The organism is Rhizobium sp. Root1204 (assembly GCF_001424965.1).
Classification (GTDB): domain Bacteria; phylum Pseudomonadota; class Alphaproteobacteria; order Rhizobiales; family Rhizobiaceae; genus Pararhizobium.
This window is the reverse complement of sequence record NZ_LMCZ01000001.1, coordinates 312,838-337,103: the sequence shown is the minus strand read 5'-3', so window position 1 is coordinate 337,103 and position 24,266 is coordinate 312,838. Positions and strand designations below refer to the sequence as shown.

The following is a 24,266-nucleotide window of genomic DNA, read 5'->3' as shown; positions in this document are numbered from 1 at the left end:
CTCCAAGCCTGTTCAGGCTTGACTGGTGAACAGCTCCATTTCGCCAAAGCCCCGGATTTCGTGCATGCCGACCGAGCGCAGTGTGCGGCCGCTCTGGACGGCGGCTTCCGGGCCGATGCAGATGGCGGTGCCGAGAAATTTGTTGGCTTCCTGAAGCCGGGCAGCAAGGTTGATGCAGTCGCCATGCGCGGTATAGTCGAGCTTGCCACCGGCGCCGACTTCGCCGAGCACGGCGATCCCCGTTTCGATGCCGATGCGGGTGCGGCCGAACTGGTGTTCGGCAAAACCCGGACGCTGCCGCATTTCCTCCGTCAGAGCCCGGATTGCCTCGGCACAGTCGATCGCCTTGTTGACGTGGTCATCCAGATCCTCCGGCGCATTGAAGAAGGCATGCACCGCGTCGCCAACCACCTTGTCGACCATGCCGCCATACTGTGCGACGAGACCGTTGACCTCAGCGTAGTAGATGTCGAGCAGGGTGACGAGATCGCGTGGCGGAAGCTTCTGGGATAGTGTGGAAAAGCCCTCGATATCGGTAAACAGGGCAGTGACCGGGCGTTCTTCTCCCGCCACGCGGTCGTCATCCGGGTTATCGATATATCGCGCGACGACGGATTGCGGCAGGTATTGCGAGAATTTGCTGCGCGCCGCGGATTCCGCCCGCCGCACACGGGCGAATTGCAGCGTGCTGGTCACGGCAAGTACGAAGATCAGAGCAAGGCTGATGCCGACGGCATCGACCAGGAGAGCGGAGCCGGCATAGATCGCGGTGGCCGCGGCGATCGTGGCGGAGATGGCCAGAAGCCCGAGGGCAACGGCGGTGACCGGCCGCAGGCGCGTGGCGACAAAAGCCACCAAAAGCCCGCCGATCAGGGCCAGCGCCGCTTCGAACAGGGGCAGTCTTGCCTGTCTCTCGGGAATGAAGCCGGTAAGCACGGCATTGGCGATGTCGGCATGGATTTGCACCGATGGCTCAAGCGGCATCGAGGCGGTGGAGCGCAGTCCGCCGAGATTGGGCAGGCTGCTGCCGATCAGCACCGTCTTGTCCTTGAAACGTCCCTCGGCAACCGCGCCGCTCAGCACATCGCCCGCCGACACCGTGCGCGCCTCGATGGCGCCAATCGGGCTGGCGGCAAAACGCAGGCTGCCATCCTCGTCCAGCTCGATCAACCGGCTCTCAAGCTTCAGCCAGGCGGGTTGCCCGCCCAGAATTGGCGTGCGGCCGCCTGCGGCCAACCGCGCGGCTTCCAGCCCCAGCGCCGGATAGGCGTCATTGCCGATAATCGAGAAAGCCTGGACCCGGCGGATACGGGCATCCTCGTCGCCCACCAGAAACGCCGCTGCTGCCGAGTGCGACGCCGTTTGCAGGAAGCTGCAGGATGCTTCCGCGCCATTGATGAACCAGAGATCGGGAATGGTGACCGGCTTGCGGACCGCAACCGGCGGCACGGGGGCCGGATGCTCCGGTCCCCCATCGGCGATCAGGAAGCCGAGAATGACGGGCACGCCGGAAATCGCCTGCGTCAGGGCAATGTTGGATGGTTCCGCCGGATCGCAGGCCGTACTGAAGATGAAATCGAGGGCGACAGCCCTGGCGCCCGCCTTTGATAATTTCGACAAGAGACCGGCCATTTCGCTCCGGCCCCAGGTCTTGTCCTGCAACTGCTGCATCGATTTGCGATCGACGTCGATGACGACGATTTCTGCCGATTGGGGCGCCGGAACCCATTGGGTGAGGGAATCGAAAAACTGTTCCCGCTGTGTCTCAAGCGCAGGCCCACCATAGAAGAACAGCAGCAATGCGCTGAAAAGGCTCGCAGCCGCCCCCGCAAAAAGCGGCCGGATTCGGGCCAGGCGGAAACTTTTCAAAGGGTTATTCCTCCTCCGGTTCCGCGATCTTCTGCAGGCGGCCGATGTGGCAGGTGATGACGCCGTCGACCCGCTTGATCGCGGCGCTTTCCTCCAGCGCCAGAATGGCCCGGTTCACCTTGGGGCGGCTGGCGCCGAGTATTCCAGCAATGTCGGACTGGCTGAGCGTGATGCGGAGATTTGCGCTTTCGGGCAGGTCGGTTCCGTGGATCTGTTTCAGTGTGGCGAGGAAAAAACGCGCGACGCGAGCGTGCAGGTCGTAAAGCGCGATCGTCTCCAGCCGGTCTGTCGTGTCGCGCAGCTGCGAGCAGAGATAACGGATGATCGATTCCGCTGCATTCGGCGTGTGGGTGATGAAGTCGAGGAAGGCTTTCTTGCTGATGACATAGCCTTCAGTCGCCGTGATCGCCGTTGCATCGGCGGAACGCGGCTGGTTATCGAGAATGGCCATTTCGCCGAAAAGCGCTCCAGCCTCGATATGGCGAAGCAGCAATTCGCGGCCCTGTGGCGTGATCAGCGACAGCTTGATGCGGCCGGACAGGACGGCAATCATGTAATTACCCTCATCGCCGCGCTGGAAAATCACCGTTCCCGGCGTCCATTTGCGATAGGTCGCAAGTGCTGCGATCGCAGAAATCGTCTCCTTGTCGAATTCCTCGAAAATCGGAAAGGAACGCCAGAAGGCTGGACTCTTGTTGATCTCGCTCATTTGCTTCCCCATCCGCAAATTCATTGCTGCCCCGCCGAAATTCTTCTCGCAGTCTTTAAGGCGTTGCAACAAAAAACACTCAGGATGCGGTAATGCCCGGGATATGCTGGCGCTGCCATGGTGGTTTCGCTGTCACAACGATGTTCATTACACGTGACCGTTTGCTCGGTTGACGATCTGCGCAAGGCGTCTACTTATTGTGAACGATCTGTCTCCGGCGCATGGGCTGGATGAATTGGGAATTGCTGATAAATCTGTCGCCAACAAAGAACCCAACCGGAGTCTCTTCCAATGCCGCAGAATGCAGTCCTCCTCGTCGCACGTATCCTTCTGTCGATCCTCTTCATTATCGCCGGCTACGGCAAGCTCACCGCACTCGGCGGCACTGCCGGCTATTTCGGCAGCATGAACCTGCCGCTCCCGATGGTCACGGCCATCCTCGTCACCGCCGTCGAACTGCTCGGTGGTCTTGCCATTCTCGTTGGCCTCTTCACCCGCCCGGCAGCTTACATCCTGGCGCTCTTCTGCGTTGCCACGGCGTTCATCGGCCATGGTGACTTCTCGGTTGCCGGCAACGACATCCACTTCATGAAGAACCTGGCCATGGCTGGCGGCTTCCTGTTCGTCGCCACCTTCGGTGCCGGTTCCCTTTCGGTCGATGCCAAGCGCGCCTGATTGCTGAATAGCTGAATAAAAAAAGCCCGCCGATTGGGAAAATCGGCGGGCTTTTTCGTGTCTGGATAATCGTCAAGGATAGATGACGCCCTTGCGCAGGATGACATTGCCGTAAAGCCGCGGTTCGCTGGTCTGGACGACGGTATGGGCTGCGCGAACCCTCGGATAGAATTCCGGCCCGAGAAGTGGTGTGACTGCACGGTCGGGTTCGTATTTGGCGCAGCAGTCGATAATGTCCTGATGCACGGGGTCGAGTGCATCACGATCCTGTTTCACGGTGGCGCGAAAAATGGCTTCCTGCACGAAGTCGTCGATCGGCAGAACGCTGAGGATGGCGTCGAGAACCGGGATTAGATGATGCCCGTCGAGCCGGATCAGCCGGCGGCCATGCTCCATGCCGGGATAATTTCCATCGACCAATGCGATTTCGTCGCCATGGCCCATGGCGCGCAACGTGCTTAAAAGCTCGGGGCTTAAAAGCGGGTTCAGACCTTTCAGCATCAGGGTGTTTCCTTGAAAAGAACGTTGGTATCTATGAGGTAACGGGAGAACAGCGGCAGGCTGGCGCCACCAATGGCGCGGGCCTGGGCACCGACAGCACCTTCAATGATGTCAGGCAGGATGACGCCTTCAAGATCGAGTTCGCCCGCCGCATTGCGGATTGCCGCGACGATGCGTTCGCGTACCCAGCCGGGAAAGCCTCCGTCGATCACGGCGGCGCCGAAATCGATGATCGAGGCGGAGGAGACGATGGCCTGCGCCAGTGCCGCGGCCGTCAGCTGAATCCAAGTTTCCAGCGGTTCGCCGAAATCGATCCATTCATCAGCGGAATACCAGAGTGGCTTTGGGTCTATGCCCTTATCGCGCAGCAGATTTTCGAGCACGTATATCGAAGCGATCTTCAACAGCTGCTGCGGCTTGCCATTCTTATCGGAAACCTGCAGCGGGCCGACGGCGCCTGCCGTTCCGGTGCGGCCGGAAAACAGCGCCGAGTTCAGGACGATACCGCCGCCGATGAACGAGCCGATATAGAAATAGATGAAATCCGGATAGGAAGAGCCGACTCCGAAGATCAGTTCGGCACCGCAGGCGCTGGTGGCATCGTTCTGCATCAGCACGGGGTGATGGGTGCGGGCCGCCACCTCTTCGCGCAGATCAAAACCGCGCCAGCTGTTCATCGCCTCGCGCGGTGCGCCGGTCTCCTCGGCCCAGCTCCAGAGCTGGAAAGGGGTAGCGATGCCGACGCCCGCGATACGTTCGCGTTGCTCCGCAGTCAGCATCTTTTCGAGTTTGGGGATACCTTCTACGATGAAGGACAGGATGTCGCCGGGCATCGGATAGGCATGCGCTTGATGTAACTGCAGGCGGATATTGCCGACGAAATCCATCAGCACGAGATCGCAGCTGCGCCGGCCGATCTTGACGCCGTAGGAATAGACCGCATCCGGATTGAGCCGCATCGGGATCGAGGGCTGGCCGACACGGCCGCGCACGGGTTCGCCGCGCATCAACAGGTTGTCTTTTTCCAGCGCCCGCATGATGACCGTCACCGTCTGTGCCGAAAGGCCGGAACGCCGGGCAATGTCGGCCTTCGACAGGCTGCCGTGGCGGCGCACCAGCGACATGACCAGCCGTTCGTTGTAGGCCCGCACGCGAGTCAGATTTGCGCCGCCGCCGGGGTCGAAGACGTCCGGAACGGTCGATGCACCGCCGGAACCGGCCTGAGATGTCATGCCCGTTACCTCCCTAAAGCGTGACCTCCTATCCGGGCTGGGTTGTTCCGGACTGGCCTCCTGATCGCGCCTTTATTTTGTTTCTTGCATGCACTGCAACCAAGAGAGGCGCATGCCGATTTTCTGCGCAGAGAATGGCACAGATTTTTAATAATTCAATTTGATTTATTTATTGACAGCATTTCATTTTGATGTTTGTTTTGTGTCCGGAAGCGCCACCCGCACAGAGGAGATGTTGCGGTGGGCGAAGCCTGACGGACCGGTTCGCCGGTTCCATTTTTCAATCCTTGGGAGGATTTCATGAAGAAGACTATTGTTTCCGCCGCTCTCGGCGCGCTGGCGCTTGGCGTCGTATTTTCAGCCCCTGCCCAGGCCGCCGGTGTTTCGGCTTGCCTGATTACCAAGACCGATACCAACCCCTTCTTCGTCAAGATGAAGGAAGGCGCCGAAGCCAAGGCCAAGGAACTGGGTGTTGACCTGAAGTCCTATGCCGGCAAGGTCGATGGCGATCATGACAGTCAGGTTGCTGCCATCGAATCCTGCATCGCCGATGGCGCCAAGGGTATCCTGATTGCCGCTTCCGACACCAAGGCCATCGTTGACCAGGTCAAGAAGGCGCAGGATGCCGGCCTTCTCGTGATCGCGCTCGACACCCCACTGGATCCGCCCGGTTCCGCCGATGCAACATTCGCAACGGACAACCTGCAGGCCGGCAAGCTGATCGGCGCCTGGGCCGCCGCCACCCTCGGCGACAAGGCAAAGGATGCCAAGATCGGCTTCCTCGATCTCGTTCCCTCGCAGCCGACCGTCGACGTTCTGCGCGACCAGGGCTTCATGATCGGCTTCGGCATCGACCCCAAGGATCCGGCGAAGATTGGCGATGAGGACGATCCGCGCATCGTCGGCCATGACGTGACCAACGGCAACGAAGAAGGCGGCCGAACCGCCATGGAAAACCTTCTCCAGAAGGATCCGGACATCAATGTCATCCACACGATCAACGAACCCGCTGCAGTCGGCGCGTATGAAGCGCTGAAGGCCGTCGGCAAGGAAAAGGACGTTCTGATCGTTTCCGTCGACGGCGGTTGCCCGGGCGTCAAGTCGGTGGCTGAAGGCGTCATCGGTGCAACGTCGCAGCAGTATCCGCTGCTGATGGCCTCGCTCGGCATCGAAGCGATCGCCCAGTACGCCAAGGACGGCACCAAGCCGAAGCCGACCGAAGGCAAGGACTTCTTCGATACGGGCGTGGCACTCGTCACCGACAAGCCGGCCGCCGGCGTCGAGTCGATCGACGTCAAGACTGGCACGGACAAGTGCTGGGGTTGATGCCTTAGGGCTTTGAGCACACAATCAATATGGAAGGGCGGTTTCATGGCCGCCCTTTTCAACAACCGGTTGGTAGGCCGGTCTCTTGGGAGGGAGGCGTTGTCATGACAAGCGTCCAGGAATTCGAAAAAACACTGGATCAGAGCGACAAAACAGTCGCTTCATTCGAAGATCGTTCGCTTCTGCGGCGCGTTCAGCATTTCCTGCATTCGACACCGGCCGCCGTGCCGGCAATCGTGCTGATTGTATCCATTATCGTGTTCGGCGTCCTCAAGGGCGAGCGGTTCTTCACCGCCGGAACGCTGACTTTGATCCTGCAGCAGATCGCCGTCGTCGGTATTCTTGGCGCGGCGCAAACGCTGGTCATCCTGACTGCCGGTATCGATCTCTCGATCGGCGTGATTATGGTCCTCTCCGCGGTTGCGATGGGCAACTGCGCGGTCACCTATGGCATGCCGGCGCCGCTCGCCGTGCTCGTCGGCTTTATCGTCGCCGGCGTTTGCGGTCTGATCAACGGCTTCCTCGTTGCCCGGCTGAAGCTGCCGCCGTTCATCGTCACGCTTGGAACATGGAGCATTTTCGCGGCGACGAACTACATCTATTCCGCCAACGAAACCATTCGCCGCGCCGATATCGAGGCGTCGGCGCCCTTCCTTGGGATCTTCGGGTACAGTCTGAAGCTCGGCTCGGCGGTGTTCACGCTCGGCGTGATCATGATGGTCGTGCTGGTGCTGGTACTCTGGTATGCGCTCAATCACACCGCCTGGGGGCGGCACCTTTATGCCGTCGGTGACGATCCTGAAGCCGCTAAACTTTCCGGTATCCGCACCGACCGCGTCCTGCTCGGCACCTATGCGCTGGCGGGTCTGATTGCCGGGCTTGCCGCCTGGGTCTCGATCGGCCGCAATGGTTCTATCTCGCCCTCCTGGGCGGTGACCGACTACAACCTGCAGGCCATTACAGCAGCGGTGATTGGCGGGATCTCGTTGTTTGGCGGCCGTGGTTCCATCCTCGGGACCTTGTTTGGCGCGCTGATCGTCGGCGTCGTCTCGATGGGCCTCAACATGCTCGGTGCCGATCCGCAATGGAAAGTCGGTCTTACCGGTGTCCTCATCATCTCGGCCGTCGCGGTCGACCAATGGATCAGAAAGGTAGCCGGCTGATGGAACCCCTTCTCACCGCACGTGGTATCGTCAAGCGCTACGGCCGCGTCACGGCCCTCGATCAGTCCGATTTCGATCTCTATCCCGGCGAAATCCTCGCCGTGATCGGCGACAATGGTGCGGGAAAATCCTCGCTGATCAAGGCGATCTCAGGCGCCGTCCGGCCCGACGAGGGGGAAATCCGCCTTGACGGAAAGGTCGTGCACTTTTCCAATCCGATGGAGGCGCGCGCCGCTGGCATCGAGACCGTCTATCAGAACCTTGCGCTGTCGCCGGCTCTGTCGATCGCCGACAACATGTTCCTCGGTCGCGAAATCCGCAGGAGCGGCCCGATGGGCTCGCTGTTCCGGATGCTTGACCGGCCGAAGATGGAGAAGATCGCCCGCGACAAATTGAGTGAACTGGGGCTGATGACGATCCAGAACATCAATCAGGCGGTGGAAACCCTGTCCGGCGGCCAGCGACAGGGGGTCGCGGTGGCGCGTGCCGCAGCCTTCGGCTCCAAGGTCATCATTCTCGATGAGCCGACGGCGGCCCTTGGGGTGAAGGAATCGCGCAAGGTTCTGGAGCTGATCCTCGACGTTCGCAAGCGCGGCCTGCCGATCGTGCTGATCTCGCACAACATGCCGCATGTGTTCGAGGTGGCAGACCGCATCCACATCCACCGGCTTGGCAAACGCCTCTGCGTCATCAATCCGAAGGACTATACGATGTCGGATGCCGTCGCCTTTATGACAGGGGCCAAGGTTCCGCCGGAGGCTGCCGTCGCATGACCATGACGCTTGCCGCCATCGCGGATAGCATCGTCGAGAAGGCGGGTAAGTCGTCCCGCTTCATCGTCGCCATCGCCGGCCCCCCGGGGGCCGGCAAGTCCACGCTTGCAGATGCGCTGCAGGAGGAGCTGACGCGCCGTGGCGAAAAATCGGCCGTGCTGCCGATGGACGGTTTTCACATGGACAACGGCATTCTCGAAGAGCGCGGCCTGCTGAAGCGCAAAGGCGCGCCGGAGACCTTCGATGTGCGCGCCTTCATCGATATCGTTTCAGCGGTGCGCAAGGCCGATGAAGAGGTTCTCGTGCCGGTATTCGACCGGTCGCGCGAAATCGCCATTGCGTCGGCCCGGCCGGTATCGCCGGAAATGCGTATCATCCTTGCTGAAGGCAATTACCTGCTGCTGAACGAGGCGCCGTGGTCGCGGCTCGATGGCATGTTCGACCTGTCGATCTTCGTCGGTCCACCCTATGAGGTGCTGGAAGAGCGGCTGCGGCAGCGCTGGGTCCATTATGGGCTGGATGCCGCGGGCATCGAATGGAAGCTCTACGGCAACGATCTGCCGAACGGCAAACGGATCATCGACAATTCGAGGCCGGCCGATATCGCCATCGAGATTTTCGAAACGGCCTGATGCCGGGCAATCGATCATTGTTTTCCGCCACACAATGATGCTATCGGAGCCTTCGGTCAGCGCATGCCCGAACCCATGCGCAAAAGATTGCGTCTGGAGATACCGCCATGAGCCCACAGTCCGTCACCGAACTGACGATCCGCCGTCCCGACGACTGGCATCTGCATCTGCGCGATGGCGGCATGCTCAAGGGCGTCATCGGTGACACCAGCCGCCACTTCGCCCGCGCCATCATCATGCCCAATCTTGTGCCGCCGGTGGTGACCACCGCCGATGCGACGGCCTATCGCGAACGCATCATGGCCGCCTTGCCGAAGGGCGACCGTTTCGAGCCGCTGATGACGCTCTATCTCACCGAGGGAACCAACCCGGATGACGTCGAGGCTGGTCATGCCAGCGGCCTGATCAAGGCCGTCAAGCTCTATCCGGCCGGCGCGACCACCAATTCGCATGGCGGCGTGCGCAACTTTGAAAATGCCATGCCGGTTCTGGAGCGGATGGCCAAGATCGGCCTGCCGCTTTGTGTCCACGGTGAGGTGACGACGCCGGAAATCGATATTTTCGACCGCGAAGCCGTCTTCATCGAAACCGTGCTCGAGCCGCTTCGTGCCCGCCTGCCGGAACTGAAGGTGACGATGGAGCATGTCACCACCAAGGACGGTATCGACTACATCAAGTCGGCAAAGAGCAATCTCGCCGGTTCGATCACCACCCATCATCTGATTATCAACCGCAACGCCATCCTGGTCGGCGGTATCCGCCCGCATTACTATTGCCTGCCGGTCGCCAAGCGCGAACTGCATCGTCTGGCGCTGCGGGCTGCGGCAACCTCCGGCGATGGCCGTTTCTTCCTCGGCACGGATTCTGCGCCGCATGTCGATCCGCTGAAGGAGTGCGCCTGCGGCTGTGCCGGTATCTATACCTCGATCAACACGATGAGCTGCCTTGCGCATGTGTTCGAACAGGAAAATGCCCTGGACAAGCTGGAGGCCTTCACATCGCTGAATGGTCCGGCCTGGTACGGCCTGCCGGTCAACGAGGAGACGATCACATTGCGCAAGCAGGCAGACGCTCTGACATTCCCGGAAAAGATCGAGACGGAAGCAGGTACGGTGACGGTGTTCGATCCGATGTTTCCGCTGCATTGGGCCGTTTCCTGAAGGTGAGCCAAAGCCCGCCTCCGGGAAACAGGCGTTGTGCTGTCAGGATTTGAGCTTCGAATTGCAGATGCTGTAGAAGCCGCCGCCCTTTTGGATCCAGGCAAGGCCGTTGAGTGAATTGTCGGCCTTGTCGGCCTTGTATTGATCGAGGCAGGTATGCATCCGGGCCTTGCCCGCAGTCTCGGTCGAATATTTGGAATCGACCTTGGTCGGGAAGACGACGCCTTTCGGTGCCTTTGCCGTGGTCTTGGCCGGTTCCGGCATATTCTCCGTATTGGCCATCGTTGGTTCCTGGTCGGTACTCATCGCAGCCGGTTTTTTCGCGGCCGTTTTCGTGGAAGCCGGTGTCATGGATGTCGCGGCGGCATCGGTTCCGCATTGCGCTTTGCGGAAATCGTTCCACTTCATTCCGTTCAGCGTTCCGGCCGACTGGGCCGTTTTATACTTGGCGCTGCAATCCGTCATGCTCATGGCATTTGCGGCGGAGGACAGGACGAAGGGAGCAAGAGAAAGAGCGGCGAGGGTGGCAAGGCTGATCATCTTCATTGGATAACCTCATGATACGAGGGCATCAGGCGTTCAGCGACGCGTTGAACGTCCGCCTCAACTACAGATATGTCTCCCGGTTTGTGTCCGGATCGTGGTTTTTTCTCTAATATAGCTGAAGCTTACCAAGAATTAATCTGGCGGATCTTGCCGGTGGCGCGCTACGCTGACCCGGTGACAGAGTGCTGTTTGAAATCGGCGAGCGGCGGACTTGATCGGGGAAAAAACTTCGCCTAACAATGGGGCAGGCCGGATGCGGCCAGCCGCCCCGCAGTGCCTTGGCACGAATGGTGAATGCATCCATCCAAACCTTCTCATCCTTGCCTTTTGGCGTTGATGGCGAACGGGTCAGCAGAGCGGGCACTGATCGTCCTGTTTGCCGCCAGACGGAGGATGAACCATGCGCGATTTTCGCGATGCAAAACTGATGGCAAAGGTGCTGAAACAAGCCTTTGCCGATCGCAACACAAACCTTTCCCACAGCGAAGCCCTTGAGATCGTCGCCGGTCAGTTTGGCTACGATCAATGGAATATCCTGTCGGCAAAGATCGACGCGGCAGACAAGCCGCAAAGGCAGGACGGCCACGTCGGCATTCAGCCGCCGATCCCGATCTTCCGCATCTTCGATGTCGCCAAGGCGATGGAGTTCTATTGCGGTTTTCTCGGCTTCACGCTCGATTGGGAACACCGCTTCGGCGACAATTTTCCGCTCTATTGCCAGGTCACCCGGGAAGACATGATCCTGCATCTGAGCGAGCACGCCGGTGACGCGAGCCCCGGCGCCCGTGCCTTCGTCCGCGTCGGCGATGCCGTGGCGCTGCAGGCGGAACTGGCGGCCAAAAACTACCGCTACATGAAGCCCGGCGTGACAAAGGCACCGTGGGGGCTGGAGGTCGAGGTGATCGATCCCTTCAACAACCGCATCACCTTCTGCCAGCAGCAGGGCGAGAGCCAGAACGGCTGATTTTGGCGGCGCGGCGGCTCTGCCGCGCCCTCCACCTCTGGCATTGCGCGGCCCGACCTGCTATGCGGCGGGTGATAAAAATCCGAAGCTGCAGGAGCCCCGCCGATGATCCAGACATCCTTTCCCGACAAGGCCGTGATGGCCGAACTCGTTGCCAAGATGCTCTGGGAAATCAAGGCGGTGCATTTCAGTGCCGACAAGCCCTACAAGCTGGCATCCGGCATGGCGAGCCCTGTCTATATCGATTGCCGCAAGCTGATTTCCTATCCGCGCATCCGCTCGGCGGTGATGGATTTTGCCGCGGCCACAGTGCTGCGCGAAGCCGGTTTCGAAAAATTCGATATCATTGCCGGTGGCGAGACGGCGGGTATCCCTTTCGCTGCGATGCTGGCCGAGCGCCTGGCGCTGCCGATGATCTATGTCCGCAAGGCGCCCAAGGGCCATGGCCGCAATGCCCAGATCGAAGGTCATATGCCGGAAGGCGCCCGCGTTCTCGTCATCGAGGACCTGACGACAGCGGGCGGCTCGATGTTCAAGTTCATCGATGCCATCCGCGCCGCTGGCGGCGTCGTCGATCACGGCATGGCTCTGTTCTACTACGATATCTTCCCGAAGGCGCGGGGCGAGATGTTGGACAAGGGCGTGACGCTGCACAATATCGCCACCTGGCGCGATGTACTGGCTGTTGCCAAGCTGCAGAAATTGTTCGACGAAAAGACGTTGTCGGAGGTCGAGGCCTTCCTCAATGCGCCGCTCGAATGGTCCGGTCGCAACGGGGGTGTCAGCGAACTCGCGACAGCTTGAAAACGGCGCTGGAAATCCGGCGGAGTTTGGTTTAAATCGATTGAAATGACATCCAGGATAGGGAGGACGTTGCCGTGATCGTTTGCTGTGGGGAAGCCTTGATCGACATGCTGCCACGCCAGACGACGGCGGGCGAAACAGCGTTTGCTCCCTATTCCGGCGGTGCGATCTTCAACACGGCCATCGCTCTTGGGCGTCTCGGCATCCCCACCGGCTTCTTCACCGGTCTCTCCGACGACATGTTCGGCGACATGCTGCGCGACACGTTGAAATCCAGCAATGTCGATTTCGGTCCCTGCGCAACCCTGTCGCTGCACACCACCGTTGCCTTTGTTAAGCTGGTCAACGGTTCGGCGACCTATGCCTTCTTCGACGAAAACACGGCCGGCCGGATGATCACCAAGGATCACCTTCCGGCGCTCGGCGATTTCTGTGAGGCGCTGCATTTCGGCGCCATCAGCCTGATCCCTGAACCGTGCGGGTCGACTTACGAAGCGTTGATGACCCGCGAGCATCAGAAGCGGGTGATCTCCTTCGATCCCAACATCCGCCCCGGTTTCATCAAGGATGCCGAAGCCCACAAGGCCCGCATGCTGCGGATGGCGGCAATGTCCGACATCGTCAAGTTCTCGGACGAGGATCTCGACTGGTTTGGCGAAGAGGGCACGCATGACGAACTGGTGGCCAAGTGGCTGCAGCGCGGCCCGAAACTCGTGGTCATCACCAAGGGCGCCGATGGGGCCGACGGCTACACGACGCGCGGCAAGGTGTCGGTACCAGGCGAAAAGGTCGAGGTGGTCGATACGGTCGGTGCTGGTGACACGTTCGATGCGGGTATCTTGGCGTCGCTGAAGATGAACAATCTGCTCACCAAGGAACAGGTTGCAAACCTCAGCGAGAGCGCCGTCCGCGACGCTTTGGCACTGGGTGCGAAGGCGGCCGCCGTTACCGTTTCGCGGGCGGGGGCAAACCCGCCGTGGAGCTACGAGATCGGGCTGTAATCCACCTCCCCCTTGAGGGGGGAGGTCGCCGCGAAGCGGCGGGTGGGGGTGACCACCACGAACGCCACAATCAATTGCATATGCCCCGCAACTCACCCCACCCCGGCACTGCGTGCCGACCCTCCCCCTCAAGGGGAGGGTGAGGTATTGCTGCCTCGGCAATCTACATCAGCCGTAAGCGGCGGCCTCGTCCTGCAAAGGCATTTTGGGGCACGCCTGCGAGATTTGACAGAAACTGGCGGGCGCATTCACTCCAGCTGAACGTCAGCGCTTTCTGCCGTGCGTCCTCCCGGGACAATGCCAGGGCGGCAAGCGCCGCCTGCTGCAGGTTGCTCGACAGTGCGCCGCTGCCGTCTCCCAGAATATCCTTCGGCGCCGTCACTGGGAAAGCGGCAACAGGGCAGCCGCTGGCGAGTGCCTCGAGGATGACATTACCGAACGTGTCGACCCGGCTTGGAAAGACGAAGACGTCAGCCGATGCGTAGAGCGTCGCCAAGTCCGTTCCCAGGCGTTTTCCGAGGAAATACACATCCGGATAGCGCTGCCGCAAAGCGGCCAGATCCGGGCCGTCGCCAACGACGATCTTGCTCCCGGGCAGGTCGAGATCGAGAAAGGCCGGCAGGTTCTTCTCCACGGCAACCCGCCCGACATTGAGGAAAATCGGGCGGGGAAACGGCAGGTCCTGACGGCGTGCCGGATCGAACAAAGCCGTATCAATACCCCGCGTCCAGCGCTTGATATTGTGAAAGCCGTGCGCGGCCATTTCGGTGCCGAGCGACGCGGTCGCCACCATCATGCCATTACCGGAATTGTGAAACTGGCGCAGCCACCAATAGCTCCAACTTTCGGGGATAGGCAGGCGGGCGCTGACGAACTCTGGAAAGCGCGTGTGATAGCTCGTGGTGAACGGCAGGCCCCGGCGCAGGCAGATACCGCGTGCCACGAGACCAAGTGGCCCTTCCGTGGCGATATGGATGTAGTCGGGCGCCACCGCGTCGATTTCGCCCGCCACCTGCTTACGCGTCGGCAGCGCCAGCCGGATGTCGGGATAGAAGGGCAACGGAAAAGTGGTAAAGCGTTCCGGTGTCAGAAAGTGAATGGCGATGCCCTGTTCTTTCAACGAGCGGGCGAGTTCATCGAGCGTGCGCACAACGCCATTGACCTGCGGATGCCAGGCGTCGGTAACAACGAGAACGGTTTTTTCCATAAGTCGCCTCGATGCGGCTTTGGCACCTGCGGGAGCACCGGCTGACCTCGAATCAGGTGGCTGCTGCATTTGGCCCGTTTGATCATGCTCTGATGACAGGCAGATGATTGCCATATCGGCGAGCGGCCTCAGGGGGAGGCAGCAGAACCGGGCGCAGCTGCGCCCGGTTCTGCTGATCCTATTGTGCGCTCAAGGCGGGAAGGACGAGATCTCCGACCTTGTAGATATGAAATTCGCTTGTGGACACGGTGTCGAGGGATTTGAATTTTTCCACGAAGACGGGATCGGAGAAAAATTCGTCGACATTGTCAGCACTGTGGATTGCCTCGATGTTGACGACGGTTTTGCCGTCGGTGCTTTTCGACAGGTTGCTCCAGAGAAAGCCTGCCTTGCGTTCGGCAACATAGTGCACGACGTCCTGGATGATCTGGAACGCCTCATCCTGTTTGCCTGGGTGGGCGTGGATGACGTTCACGACAAATACGGTTGGCTGGGGAGTGATTTGAAATTCGGCTTTTGGGGAGTGAGTCACGTTGTCTCCATTCGCAAAACGATCGACGGAAAATGCCGTCGGGTCGAGACTTAGTGCGTGGCGACGCTTGGAAAAACGGGTTATGGCTCCGTTGATAACGGACGTGGATGTCCGTAATAGAGCGTCGTCGTGGAAACCATTGGTTCCTTGAATGTGTTCGTGATCGTGGCGGAAACCCGCAGCTTTGTCGGAGCAGGGGAGGTTCTCGGTATCTCCTCGTCGGCTGTTGGCAAGGCAATGGCCCGTCTGGAGAAGAGGCTTGGTGTCCGGCTGTTTCACCGCAGTACCCGCAGCATCGCGATCACCGCAGAGGGCACAATGTTCCTCGAGCGTTGCCGCCGGATTTTCTCCGAGATAGAAGCCGCGGAGCAGGAACTGTCGCAAACGCTTGCCGCGCCGCGCGGCCGTCTTCGCGTCAGCCTGCCACTTGCCGGCATGCTGTTCATGCCGGCGATTACCAAGTTCATGCGCCTGTTCCCGGAAGTCTCCATCGATCTCGATTTCACGGATCGTCTGGTCGATGTGATTGAAGAGGGTTTCGACGCTGTCGTTCGAACGGGAGACATAAGCGATAGCCGCCTGATGATGCGCAGCGTCGGTAAATTCTCTCATCGTATCGTCGGAACGGAGGAATACCTGGCGCGCTTCGGAATTCCCGCAAAGCCTCAGGATCTGTCGGCACATATCTGCCTTCATCACAAATACCCGTCTTCCGGGAAGCTCGAACGCTGGCCGCTCAGGCATGATGTCAAACAGGGGAAATTGGAGCTGCCTGTGTCCTCCATGGCGAGCACGCTGGAACCGCTGGTCAGCATGGCAGAGCAGGGGCTTGGCCTTGCCTGTTTGCCGCTCTTCACGGTTCACGCCCAGATCGCCGGGGGAAAGCTTGTGCCGGTTTTGGGCGACTATATCGAGGACGTCGGCGAGTTTAGCATTCTGTGGCCGTCCAGCCGGCATCTGTCGCCAAAGGTGCAGGCGTTCGTCAGGTTCATGAGCGAAAACCTGTTCCGGACATGATGCGGCCTGCGGCAGCTGCTCAGCTCGTCATCTGCTCATCAAGGCCAGTTGCTCGTATCCGCGGCCAGCCGAGGCGGCGACGACGGCCAAGAGCGAACCTTCGAAGGTACGCACATGGACGGTGAGCGAGCGATAATCGCTATCGCGGCCAATCCTGTCGGCAATCCTCTGGCCATAATAGACGGCCGATCCGACGTCGAAATGGTCGACGCCTTCTTCATCGACAACCTGTTCATTGCCGAAATGCAGATCGAAGAAATAGTGTTCCACGTTATGCCCCGAACCCATGCGCCGCTGGAGATTTCTCCGGCTTGAGGACGCAGGTTCAGGGATAGCGCATTGTGTCCGAATACAGGCTGAATTGTGCGTTCAGCCTGTATTCATCGCGGTTGGATGGAGCAGCGTTATTTCGCTGCCTTCAGCAAGGCGGCAACCAGGCCTGCTGTGGAGCTGTCGTGACCGGTAGCGCTTTCCTTGCCTTCAACGACCGGCAGCAGGCCTGTTGCCAGTTCCTTGCCGAGTTCGACACCCCACTGGTCGAAGGAGTTGATGTTGAACAGGGCGCCTTCAACGAAAACGCGGTGTTCATAAAGAGCAATCAGGCGGCCGAACGTGAATGGCGTCATCTGGTCATAGACGAATGTCAGCGATGGACGGTTGCCTGTAAAGACGCGGTGCGGGGCGATCCGGTCGATGAAGTCCTTGTCCAGGCCCTTCGACGCCATTTGGGCCTTGGCTTCAGCGAGCGTCCTGCCCTTCATCAATGCTTCCGATTGGGCAAGGCAATTGGCCATCAAAAGCTGGTGCTGGTGGCGCAGGTTTGGCTCATGGCCGTTGGCGGCGATCATGAATTCGGCCGGGATGATGCTCGTGCCCTGATGGATCAGCTGATAGAAAGCGTGCTGACCGTTGGTGCCGGGCTCGCCCCAGACGACCGGGCCGGAATTGCCCTCGACCGGTGTTCCGTCCAGCGTCACACCCTTGCCGTTTGATTCCATGTCCAGCTGCTGCAGATAGGCCGGGAAACGCGACAGGCGCTGATCGTAGGGCAGGATGGCGCGGGTGGCGTAACCGAGCACGTTGCGATGGTAGAAGCCGAGAAGACCGAGCAGCATCGGGATGTTTTCGCGCAAGGGGGCCGTGCGGAAATGGTTGTCGATCGCGTGCGCACCGGCCAGGAACTCGCCAAAATTCTCCTTGCCGATGGCAATCATCAGCGGCAGGCCGATCGCTGACCAGATCGAGTAGCGTCCGCCGACCCAATCCCAGAAACCGAAGATGCGGTCCGCGTCGATGCCGAAGGCGGCAACCTTGTCGAGCGCTGTCGAGACGGCGCAGAAATGATGGCCGACGGCCTTTTCGCCAAGCTTTTCGGCAATGAACGCCCGCGCGGTCGCGGCATTGGTCATCGTCTCAATGGTGGTGAAGGTCTTGGATGCAACGATGAACAGCGACGTTTCCGCGTCGAGCAGCTTCAGCGTGTCGGCGATATGCGCGCCATCGATGTTGGAGACGAAATGCAGGCGCGGGCCATCGTGATTGGGCGCCAATGCCAGGGTCGCCATGACGGGGCCGAGGTCCGAGCCGCCGATGCCGATATTGATGACATCGGTGATCTTCTTGCCGGTGGCGCCCTTCAGTGTGCCCGAGCGGATGCCGTCGGAAAAGACGCCCATGGCTGCAAGCACGGCGTTGACATCCGGCATCACATCCCTGCCATCGACCAGGACCGGTGTGTTGGAACGGTTGCGCAGCGCGGTGTGCAGTACGGCGCGGCCTTCGGTGATGTTGATGATATCGCCTGCAAACATCGCGTCTCGCTTCTCGGCAACTTTCGCAGCCTTGGCGATGGCTTCCAGCCCGTCCAGCACCTTGTCGTTGACGGCGCATTTCGAATAATCGAACAGCATGTCGTCCAGCGTGACGCTGTATTTGGCGAAACGCTTGGGATCGCTCGCGAAAGCAGCCCGGATGTCTGTTGCGTTGGTGTCGGAAACGGTGGATTTCAGCTGTTCGACAAGCGCGCTCATGGCAGGTTCCTTGCGTTGCGGAAGGGTTGCGATAGCTAGTCGCTTTGCCCTTGGCAAATCAAGTCTGTCCTCATGCCAACACTAAAAAAGCCCAGCGGCTTTTTCGGGCGACGATCAAATATCGCCTTATGGTTGCAGGTGGGCGTATTTGCCGTATGCTCTTCGCGTTAGAGGGCTAAGCAGCAACGTCAAACCAGCTGGCGCATCCGGACAGATGGGCTTTCCGGACTGTAGCAGGACACAGCCCTGTCCTCGAATGTGGAGGTGATCTATGTGGTTCCGGCCATTTAGCGTCACGTTTGGCATAGGAAAAATCCGCACGAGCTGGTTAATCACCGTGCGGGTCAATTTCTTAGCCTAGCAAAGGTGGCTGGAGTTCACGCTCCAGTCACCACTCCGCCAAAATAGATGTTTTGCGGCACTCTTACAAGCGAACGCAGCCTTTACCCGCGCAGGTCTTTGCGCAGAATCTTGCCAACATTCGATTTCGGCAGTTCGGTGCGAAACTCGACAAATCTTGGCCGCTTGTAGTTGGTGAGGTTCGCCGCGCAATGCGCCTTGACGTCCGCTTCCGTCAGGTTCGGGTCCCTCTTGACGACGAACAGCTTGACGGCCTCGCCCGAATGTTCGTCCGGCACGCCGATGGCGGCGCATTCGAGAATGCCGGCGAGGGTCATCGCCACTTCCTCGATCTCGTTGGGGAAGACGTTGAAGCCGGAAACCAGGATCATGTCCTTCTTGCGGTCGACAATTTTGACCAACCCTTCCGGGTTCATGAAACCGATATCGCCAGAACGGAAGAAGCCGTCGGCGGAGATGGCTTTGGCGGTTTCATCCGGCCGCTGCCAGTAGCCGGCCATGACCTGCGGCCCGCGGATGCAAATTTCGCCGATATCGCCGAGCGGCAGGGTGTTGCCGTCCTCGTCGCGAATCTCGACATCGGTCGACGGCAGCGGCAGGCCGATCGTGCCGGTAAACGCATTGCCATCGAGCCGGTTGGCGGTCGCAACTGGTGAGGTTTCCGACAGGCCGTAGCCTTCCTTGATCGGCGAGCCGGTCATTTTTTCCCAGCGTTCCGCGACAGGGCGCTGCACAGCCATGCCGCCGCCAAAGGTCAGCGCCAGGTCGGAAAAGTTCAGCTTCTGAAAATCGGCATTGTTCATCAAGGCGTTGAACAGCGTGTTGAGGCCGGGAAAGATATTGACCCTGTACTTGGCGATTTCCTTGACGAAAGCCGGAATGTCGCGCGGGTTGGGGATCAGGATGTTCTCGCCGCCGGTGCTCAGGCCCATCAGCGAATTCACCGTCAGGGCGAAGATATGGTAGAGCGGCAGGGCGCAGAGGAACACCAGCCGGTCAGGGCGCTTCTTGTCGAGGAAGGCTGTTTCCAACCAGAGCCCCATCTGAGACATGTTCGATAAAAGGTTGGAATGGGTCAGCGTGGCGCCCTTGGAGACGCCTGTCGTGCCGCCGGTATATTGCAGGAATGCGACATCGCCGGGCTTCACATCGACGGCCTTGAGCGTCTGACCGGCACCCTTTGCCAGCGCCGCCTTGAAGGACAGATGCCCCGGCAACGACCAGGCAGGCACGAGCTTCTTCACCTTGCGCACGACGATATTGACGATCAGCCCTTTGAGGCCGAGAAGATCGCCCATCGTCGCAACGACTGTATGCTTCAGATCCGTGCGTGCCGCCACCTGCTCGACGGTGTGGGCGAAGTTTTCCAGCACGAAGATCGCCTTGGCGCCGGAATCCTTCAACTGGTGTTCCAGTTCGCGAGGCGTGTAGAGTGGGTTAACGTTGACCACCGTATAGCCGGCCCGGAGGATACCAAAGACAATCACCGGATTCTGCAGGATGTTCGGCATCATCACGGCAACGCGGTCACCCTTGGCAAGGCCGGTCGATTGCAGCCACGCGCCAATCTTGCGGCTCTGCGCATCGAGGTCGCCGAATGTCAGCGTTTTGCCCATGCAGGTGAAGGCGGCGCGATCAGCATATTTCTTGCAGGATTGCGCGAAGAGATCGCCGATCGAAGCATAGGGTAGGGGATCAATATGGGCTGGCATGCCCGGCGGGTAGGATTGAAGCCAGGGTTTGGCCGTTTGCGGGCCTGGGGTCTGCATCAATGTATCAGGCATCATCTCTCTCCCTCATCGATCCGTCGCCGCGCAGCCAAAAAAAGAAGCGCACCGTCTCTCCCTTTTCCATGCGCAACCCTGTCCGAAAATGTCTCCGGAAAGCGCACTGCGCATCAGCGAAAATCCCTCCAGATTCTCCGCCCGGTCAAGATGGGGCTTTTGTTGCACGCCATCAAGATCATTCCGGATTATATGACCTTGACGTAAACGTCAATAAGTGGTGTGCATCCGGCCAGATTTCGTGGTATCTCGCCGCATCAATCTCTTTGCGAGCAGGCGCAAAAGGGTATATTGCATTGCAATAGCGCCCAGGCTTTCCTCCCGTTTCCGCCTTGGCTTCCCATTTCAGAACGAAAATCCTTTGGGCCGATGCGGCTCCAGGCAGGACTTGCTATGTCAGACGACGCTCTTTCTTCCGTTCCGGCCGCTCGCTGGGGCGGCATGTCCAGTGCAGAATTGGCCCTTGCCGTCGGTGGCTTTGGCATCGGCACCGGTGAATTCGCCATCATGGGGCTTTTGCCGCAGGTGGCCGGCGATCTTTCGGTTTCGGTACCCTTTGCTGGCCACGTCATCAGTGCCTATGCGATCGGTGTTGTTGTAGGTGCGCCGCTCATCGCCGTACTGGCCGCGCGGTTTTCAAGGCACAATGTTCTGCTTGCCCTGATGAGCCTGTTTGCGCTTGGTAATCTTGCCAGCGCCGCCGCCGGAAGTTTCGGCCTTCTGGTTGCCGCCCGCTTTCTCGCTGGCCTGCCGCATGGCGCCTTTTTCGGCGTGGCGGCTTTGGTCGCCGCCGGCATGGCGGCTCCGCACCAGCGGGCGCGCGCCATCGGCCGCGTCATGATGGGCCTGACGGTTGCGACCCTGCTCGGCACGCCGCTTGCTGCGTGGTTCGGCCAGGCGCTCGGCTGGCGCGCCGCCTTTGCCATTGTCGGCGCCATCAGTGTGCTGACGGTCGTGCTGACATGGCTTTTCGTGCCAAAGGACAAGGCCAATCCAGCAGCTACGCCATTGAAGGAACTGGGTGCTCTCGGCAAGAGCCAGGTCTGGCTGACGCTCGGCATCTGCGCCATCGGTTGCGGCGGCATGTTTGCAGTCTTCAGCTATATCACTCCGGCCCTGACCGAAGTTGCCGGCATATCGCTTGGAACTGTTCCGATCATGCTGTCCGTGTTCGGCGCGGGTATGATCCTTGGCAATATCGTCGGTTCGCGTCTGGCCGACTGGAAGCTGATGCCGGCGATCGGTATCGCACTGGTCTTCAACCTCGTCGCCTACGTACTGTTCTACTTCACCATGACAACGCCGTGGATGGCGGTGATCAACGTTCTGCTTATCGGTGGGGGCTTTGCCGTCGTGCCGGGTATCCAGATGCGGTTGATGGATGTGGCGGGCGAGGCGCAGACCCTGGCGGCCGCCGCCAGCCATTCGGCCTTCAATTTGGCCAATGCGCTCGGGGCCTGGCTCGGCGGCCTCTCCATTGCGGCCGGTTACGGCTGGACATCGACCGGCCTTGTGGGCGCGATGATGTCTGTGGCGGGCATCGGCATTTTCCTGTCGTCAGTCTTCCTCGACCGCTCGAAGGTTGCAACCGCTTAAAGGCGAGGCCTTCGGCAAAATGATGCTGCGTCCGGCCGTTGTTCTTCCCGGTTGTTATTGTTTGTCATCGGCTTGTGTTGACCATGCGGGCATACTTACTTATGCCGCATGTTGACGGGTTACCGCTGGTAATGGAAACACGCTGGCTAGCCGTGAGTTTTGCTGTCATCTTGAGTGACACTTGGAGGAATGCCTTTTGCAATTGAGCAATCGTGAGCGCGGTGAACTGCCGTCGGAACCGCGGCTTTTCGGGCGGACGGCCTATGAACGTTCGGCGCTGGTTGGCCCGATTGCGGCTGCGCGCTGGCTTCTGGTCTTCGTTCTCTTGGCAGGCGTCTATTTCTTCCATGGCTTTCTCGTGCCGGTACTGGCGGCCCTCGTCATCGGTTTCGCCAGCTGGCCGATCTACCGCAGGCTTCTTGGCGCTATCGGTGGCAACCGGACGATCGGGGCGACGATTGCCATCATTGCGGTGATTTCCTTCATTGTCGCGCCTATCTCGCTTGCAGCCGTCTATGCGGTCGATGAGGTCCATAACTGGGCCGTCTGGACGATCGAGACCAACGCCGCCGGTGCACCGGTGCCGGTGTGGCTGACGCAAATCCCCGGCATCGGCGTTTGGCTGAGTGTCCAGTGGGCAAAATATGTCGGCCATCCCGGTGCGCTCGGCGAACTGGTGCAGCTCGTCAGTGGGTCCAATATCGGCAATATCTATCGCGGCGTGCTTGTCGTCGGCGCATCGGCTTTCCAGTCGATGCTGACGCTTCTGTTCATGTTGATCACGCTTTTCTTCGTCTATCGTAACGGAGAAAAGCTCGTCTCTCAACTTGATCACCTGGGTGAACGGATACTGCCGATGCGCTGGGAGCGCGTTTCGCGCATCGTGCCCTTGACCATCAGCTCGACGGTGACCGGCATGGGTGTCATCGCCATCGGCGAAGGTATCGTGCTGGGGATCGCCTATTGGATGGCGGGCGTTCCGTCACCGGTGACGCTCGGCATCATCACCGGCATGATGGCACTCGTTCCCGGCGGTGCGCCGCTGTGCTTCACACTCGTGTCGATCTATCTCGTCGCCAGCGGGTCGCCCGTGGCCGGCGCGGCGCTTTTCGTCTGGGGAACGGTCGAACTGTTCATTGTCGACAAGACGCTTCGGCCAAGGCTGGTCGGCGGCCCCATCAAGCTGCCCTTCCTGCCGACATTCTTCGGGCTCGTCGGCGGCGTCAAGACGATGGGCTTCCTCGGCCTGTTCGTCGGACCGGTGCTGATGGCGCTGCTCGTATCGATCTGGCGGGAATGGTTGCGCGAGGTGACGGCTCCAACGCCACCAGGCACGATCATCAAGCCAGACTGACGGCGTCGTCCTGATCGCGCCAACCCTTATCCGCGCCAAGCCGATTTCCTTCTCTTGCGCGAAAGTGAATCCAGAGATTGGTGGGAATTGCCGCGTGATCTGCGCGCCGTGTTGCGCTAATGGTTTTTGATGCCTGATGGCATCCCGCCGCTGTCATGGCTGATCCATTCGAAAGTTCAGGAAAGCAGATGAACCGCACCTATTACGCCCCCACGGGTGGCGCGCCAGCGCAAACCCAACTGTTGACGGACCGCGCCGTCTTTACCGAAGCCTATGCCATCATTCCCAAGGGCGTGATGATGGATATCGTCACCAGCTTCCTGCCGTTCTGGGAAGATACCCGGCTCTGGGTTCTGTCGCGTCCGCTCTCCGGTTTTGCCGAGACCTTCTCGCAGTACATCATGGAAGTCGCGCCCGGGGGGGGCAGCGACCGGCCGGAACTCGACGATGGCGCCGAAGGTGTGCTGTTCATCGTCGAGGGCGAACTGACGGTGACGCTCAATGGCGAAGCGCATCAGATGCGCCCGGGCGGCTATGCCTTCATCCCGCCCGCGAGCAAGTGGTCGGTGCGCAATACCTCCGGCCAGACGGTTCGGTTCCACTGGATCCGCAAGGCGTATGAATTTGTCGAGGGACTCGATGTCCCGACACCTCTTTTCCTCAACGAAGCGGATATTGCGCCGTCACCGATGGCTGGCACCGAAGGCAAATGGGCAACGACCCGTTTTGTCGATCCCAACGACCTGCGCCACGACATGCACGTAACGATCGTCACCTTCGAGCCAGGCGCCGTCATCCCGTTTGCAGAAACCCATGTCATGGAGCACGGGCTCTATGTGCTGGAAGGCAAGGCCGTCTACCGGCTCAATCAGGATTGGGTCGAAGTCGAGGCCGGCGACTACATGTGGCTGCGCGCCTTCTGCCCGCAGGCCTGCTATGCTGGCGGCCCCGGAAAGTTCCGCTATCTGCTCTACAAGGACGTCAACCGCCACATGAAACTGAAGCCGCGCGCCTAAGCTGCGGCAAGTGTG

The 24,266-nt window shown here is 60.1% G+C and carries 23 protein-coding genes; 13 read left to right on the top strand and 10 right to left on the bottom strand.

The window, feature by feature from the left end; translation table 11 throughout:
* Nucleotides 1-12: 12 nt before the first annotated feature.
* Together ASC96_RS01610 and ASC96_RS01605 are read right to left on the bottom strand one after the other, a co-directional pair.
* On the bottom strand, nucleotides 13-1,869 hold the full coding sequence (locus ASC96_RS01610) for an adenylate/guanylate cyclase domain-containing protein (protein WP_060500702.1): 1,857 nt from the start codon (nucleotides 1,867-1,869) through the stop codon (nucleotides 13-15).
* A gap of 4 nt (nucleotides 1,870-1,873) precedes the next feature.
* A complete protein-coding gene (locus ASC96_RS01605) occupies nucleotides 1,874-2,578 on the bottom strand; it encodes a Crp/Fnr family transcriptional regulator (RefSeq protein ID WP_060500700.1) in 705 nt (234 codons plus the stop codon).
* Between the two features lie 291 nt (nucleotides 2,579-2,869).
* Between ASC96_RS01605 and ASC96_RS01600 the strand changes: the two genes are divergently transcribed.
* Nucleotides 2,870-3,253 carry a DoxX family protein gene (locus ASC96_RS01600; protein WP_060500697.1) on the top strand — a complete coding sequence of 128 codons (384 nt, stop codon included), beginning with the start codon at nucleotides 2,870-2,872 and terminating at the stop codon, nucleotides 3,251-3,253.
* Nucleotides 3,254-3,325: 72 nt separating this feature from the next.
* Here the strand turns inward: ASC96_RS01600 and ASC96_RS01595 are convergent, their stop codons facing one another.
* Nucleotides 3,326-3,754 (bottom strand): RbsD/FucU domain-containing protein, encoded by a 429-nt coding sequence (locus ASC96_RS01595; protein ID WP_060500695.1) that lies wholly within the window; start codon nucleotides 3,752-3,754, stop codon nucleotides 3,326-3,328.
* Nucleotides 3,754-4,986 (bottom strand): ROK family transcriptional regulator, encoded by a 1,233-nt coding sequence (locus ASC96_RS01590; RefSeq protein WP_060500693.1) that lies wholly within the window; start codon nucleotides 4,984-4,986, stop codon nucleotides 3,754-3,756. The genes ASC96_RS01595 and ASC96_RS01590 overlap by 1 nt, the downstream gene beginning before the upstream one ends.
* A 300-nt stretch (nucleotides 4,987-5,286) precedes the next feature.
* Here ASC96_RS01590 and ASC96_RS01585 point away from each other — a divergent pair, with 300 nt between their 5' ends.
* The 5 genes from ASC96_RS01585 (at nucleotide 5,287) to pyrC (ending at nucleotide 10,040) form a co-directional block, all read left to right on the top strand.
* Nucleotides 5,287-6,312: a sugar ABC transporter substrate-binding protein gene (locus ASC96_RS01585; protein ID WP_060500692.1), complete on the top strand. Its 1,026-nt coding sequence runs from the start codon at nucleotides 5,287-5,289 to the stop codon at nucleotides 6,310-6,312.
* 104 nt (nucleotides 6,313-6,416) lie between these two features.
* Complete coding sequence (locus ASC96_RS01580) at nucleotides 6,417-7,475, top strand: ABC transporter permease (RefSeq protein ID WP_060500690.1); 1,059 nt, start codon at nucleotides 6,417-6,419, stop codon at nucleotides 7,473-7,475.
* Complete coding sequence (locus ASC96_RS01575; RefSeq protein ID WP_082511891.1) at nucleotides 7,451-8,248, top strand: ATP-binding cassette domain-containing protein; 798 nt, start codon at nucleotides 7,451-7,453, stop codon at nucleotides 8,246-8,248. The genes ASC96_RS01580 and ASC96_RS01575 overlap by 25 nt, the downstream gene beginning before the upstream one ends.
* Nucleotides 8,245-8,880 (top strand): nucleoside triphosphate hydrolase, encoded by a 636-nt coding sequence (locus ASC96_RS01570; protein WP_060500686.1) that lies wholly within the window; start codon nucleotides 8,245-8,247, stop codon nucleotides 8,878-8,880. The genes ASC96_RS01575 and ASC96_RS01570 overlap by 4 nt, the downstream gene beginning before the upstream one ends.
* Before the next feature lie 107 nt (nucleotides 8,881-8,987).
* Nucleotides 8,988-10,040 carry a dihydroorotase gene (gene pyrC, locus ASC96_RS01565; protein ID WP_060500684.1) on the top strand — a complete coding sequence of 351 codons (1,053 nt, stop codon included), beginning with the start codon at nucleotides 8,988-8,990 and terminating at the stop codon, nucleotides 10,038-10,040.
* A gap of 42 nt (nucleotides 10,041-10,082) precedes the next feature.
* Here the strand turns inward: pyrC and ASC96_RS01560 are convergent, their stop codons facing one another.
* The gene (locus ASC96_RS01560; RefSeq protein WP_060500682.1) at nucleotides 10,083-10,586 is read right to left on the bottom strand and encodes a hypothetical protein; all 504 of its coding nucleotides are present in this window, start codon (nucleotides 10,584-10,586) and stop codon (nucleotides 10,083-10,085) included.
* A 400-nt stretch (nucleotides 10,587-10,986) separates the two neighbouring features.
* On the opposite strand from ASC96_RS01560, the gene ASC96_RS01555 reads away from it, so the two are divergent.
* The 3 genes from ASC96_RS01555 (at nucleotide 10,987) to ASC96_RS01545 (ending at nucleotide 13,355) form a co-directional block, all read left to right on the top strand.
* Complete coding sequence (locus ASC96_RS01555; protein WP_060500680.1) at nucleotides 10,987-11,550, top strand: glyoxalase superfamily protein; 564 nt, start codon at nucleotides 10,987-10,989, stop codon at nucleotides 11,548-11,550.
* 105 nt (nucleotides 11,551-11,655) lie between these two features.
* Nucleotides 11,656-12,354: an orotate phosphoribosyltransferase gene (locus ASC96_RS01550; protein WP_060500678.1), complete on the top strand. Its 699-nt coding sequence runs from the start codon at nucleotides 11,656-11,658 to the stop codon at nucleotides 12,352-12,354.
* A gap of 74 nt (nucleotides 12,355-12,428) precedes the next feature.
* On the top strand, nucleotides 12,429-13,355 hold the full coding sequence (locus ASC96_RS01545; RefSeq protein ID WP_060500676.1) for a carbohydrate kinase: 927 nt from the start codon (nucleotides 12,429-12,431) through the stop codon (nucleotides 13,353-13,355).
* Between the two features lie 163 nt (nucleotides 13,356-13,518).
* Here ASC96_RS01545 and ASC96_RS01540 read toward each other — a convergent pair whose 3' ends face one another.
* Together ASC96_RS01540 and ASC96_RS01535 are read right to left on the bottom strand one after the other, a co-directional pair.
* On the bottom strand, nucleotides 13,519-14,562 hold the full coding sequence (locus ASC96_RS01540) for a glycosyltransferase family 1 protein (RefSeq protein ID WP_060500674.1): 1,044 nt from the start codon (nucleotides 14,560-14,562) through the stop codon (nucleotides 13,519-13,521).
* A 178-nt stretch (nucleotides 14,563-14,740) separates the two neighbouring features.
* Nucleotides 14,741-15,094, bottom strand: a complete 354-nt coding sequence (locus ASC96_RS01535) for an antibiotic biosynthesis monooxygenase (RefSeq protein ID WP_060500672.1) — start codon at nucleotides 15,092-15,094, stop codon at nucleotides 14,741-14,743.
* A gap of 129 nt (nucleotides 15,095-15,223) precedes the next feature.
* On the opposite strand from ASC96_RS01535, the gene ASC96_RS01530 reads away from it, so the two are divergent.
* The gene (locus ASC96_RS01530; RefSeq protein WP_060500668.1) at nucleotides 15,224-16,111 is read left to right on the top strand and encodes a LysR family transcriptional regulator; all 888 of its coding nucleotides are present in this window, start codon (nucleotides 15,224-15,226) and stop codon (nucleotides 16,109-16,111) included.
* 27 nt (nucleotides 16,112-16,138) lie between these two features.
* Here the strand turns inward: ASC96_RS01530 and ASC96_RS01525 are convergent, their stop codons facing one another.
* The 3 genes from ASC96_RS01525 to ASC96_RS01515 form a co-directional block, all read right to left on the bottom strand.
* Nucleotides 16,139-16,381, bottom strand: coding sequence for a hypothetical protein (locus ASC96_RS01525; protein ID WP_082511916.1), 243 nt, complete (start codon nucleotides 16,379-16,381; stop codon nucleotides 16,139-16,141).
* A gap of 134 nt (nucleotides 16,382-16,515) precedes the next feature.
* Nucleotides 16,516-18,141, bottom strand: a complete 1,626-nt coding sequence (gene pgi / locus ASC96_RS01520; protein ID WP_060500664.1) for a glucose-6-phosphate isomerase — start codon at nucleotides 18,139-18,141, stop codon at nucleotides 16,516-16,518.
* 443 nt (nucleotides 18,142-18,584) lie between these two features.
* Nucleotides 18,585-20,285 carry a long-chain fatty acid--CoA ligase gene (locus ASC96_RS01515; protein WP_060501375.1) on the bottom strand — a complete coding sequence of 567 codons (1,701 nt, stop codon included), beginning with the start codon at nucleotides 20,283-20,285 and terminating at the stop codon, nucleotides 18,585-18,587.
* 393 nt (nucleotides 20,286-20,678) lie between these two features.
* Between ASC96_RS01515 and ASC96_RS01510 the strand changes: the two genes are divergently transcribed.
* The 3 genes from ASC96_RS01510 to ASC96_RS01500 all read left to right on the top strand — a co-directional run bounded on the left by ASC96_RS01510 (nucleotide 20,679) and on the right by ASC96_RS01500 (nucleotide 24,251).
* Nucleotides 20,679-21,881: an MFS transporter gene (locus ASC96_RS01510; RefSeq protein WP_060500662.1), complete on the top strand. Its 1,203-nt coding sequence runs from the start codon at nucleotides 20,679-20,681 to the stop codon at nucleotides 21,879-21,881.
* A 196-nt stretch (nucleotides 21,882-22,077) separates the two neighbouring features.
* On the top strand, nucleotides 22,078-23,235 hold the full coding sequence (locus tag ASC96_RS01505) for an AI-2E family transporter (protein ID WP_060500659.1): 1,158 nt from the start codon (nucleotides 22,078-22,080) through the stop codon (nucleotides 23,233-23,235).
* A 188-nt stretch (nucleotides 23,236-23,423) separates the two neighbouring features.
* Nucleotides 23,424-24,251: a bifunctional allantoicase/(S)-ureidoglycine aminohydrolase gene (locus ASC96_RS01500; protein WP_060500657.1), complete on the top strand. Its 828-nt coding sequence runs from the start codon at nucleotides 23,424-23,426 to the stop codon at nucleotides 24,249-24,251.
* Nucleotides 24,252-24,266 lie beyond the last annotated feature (15 nt).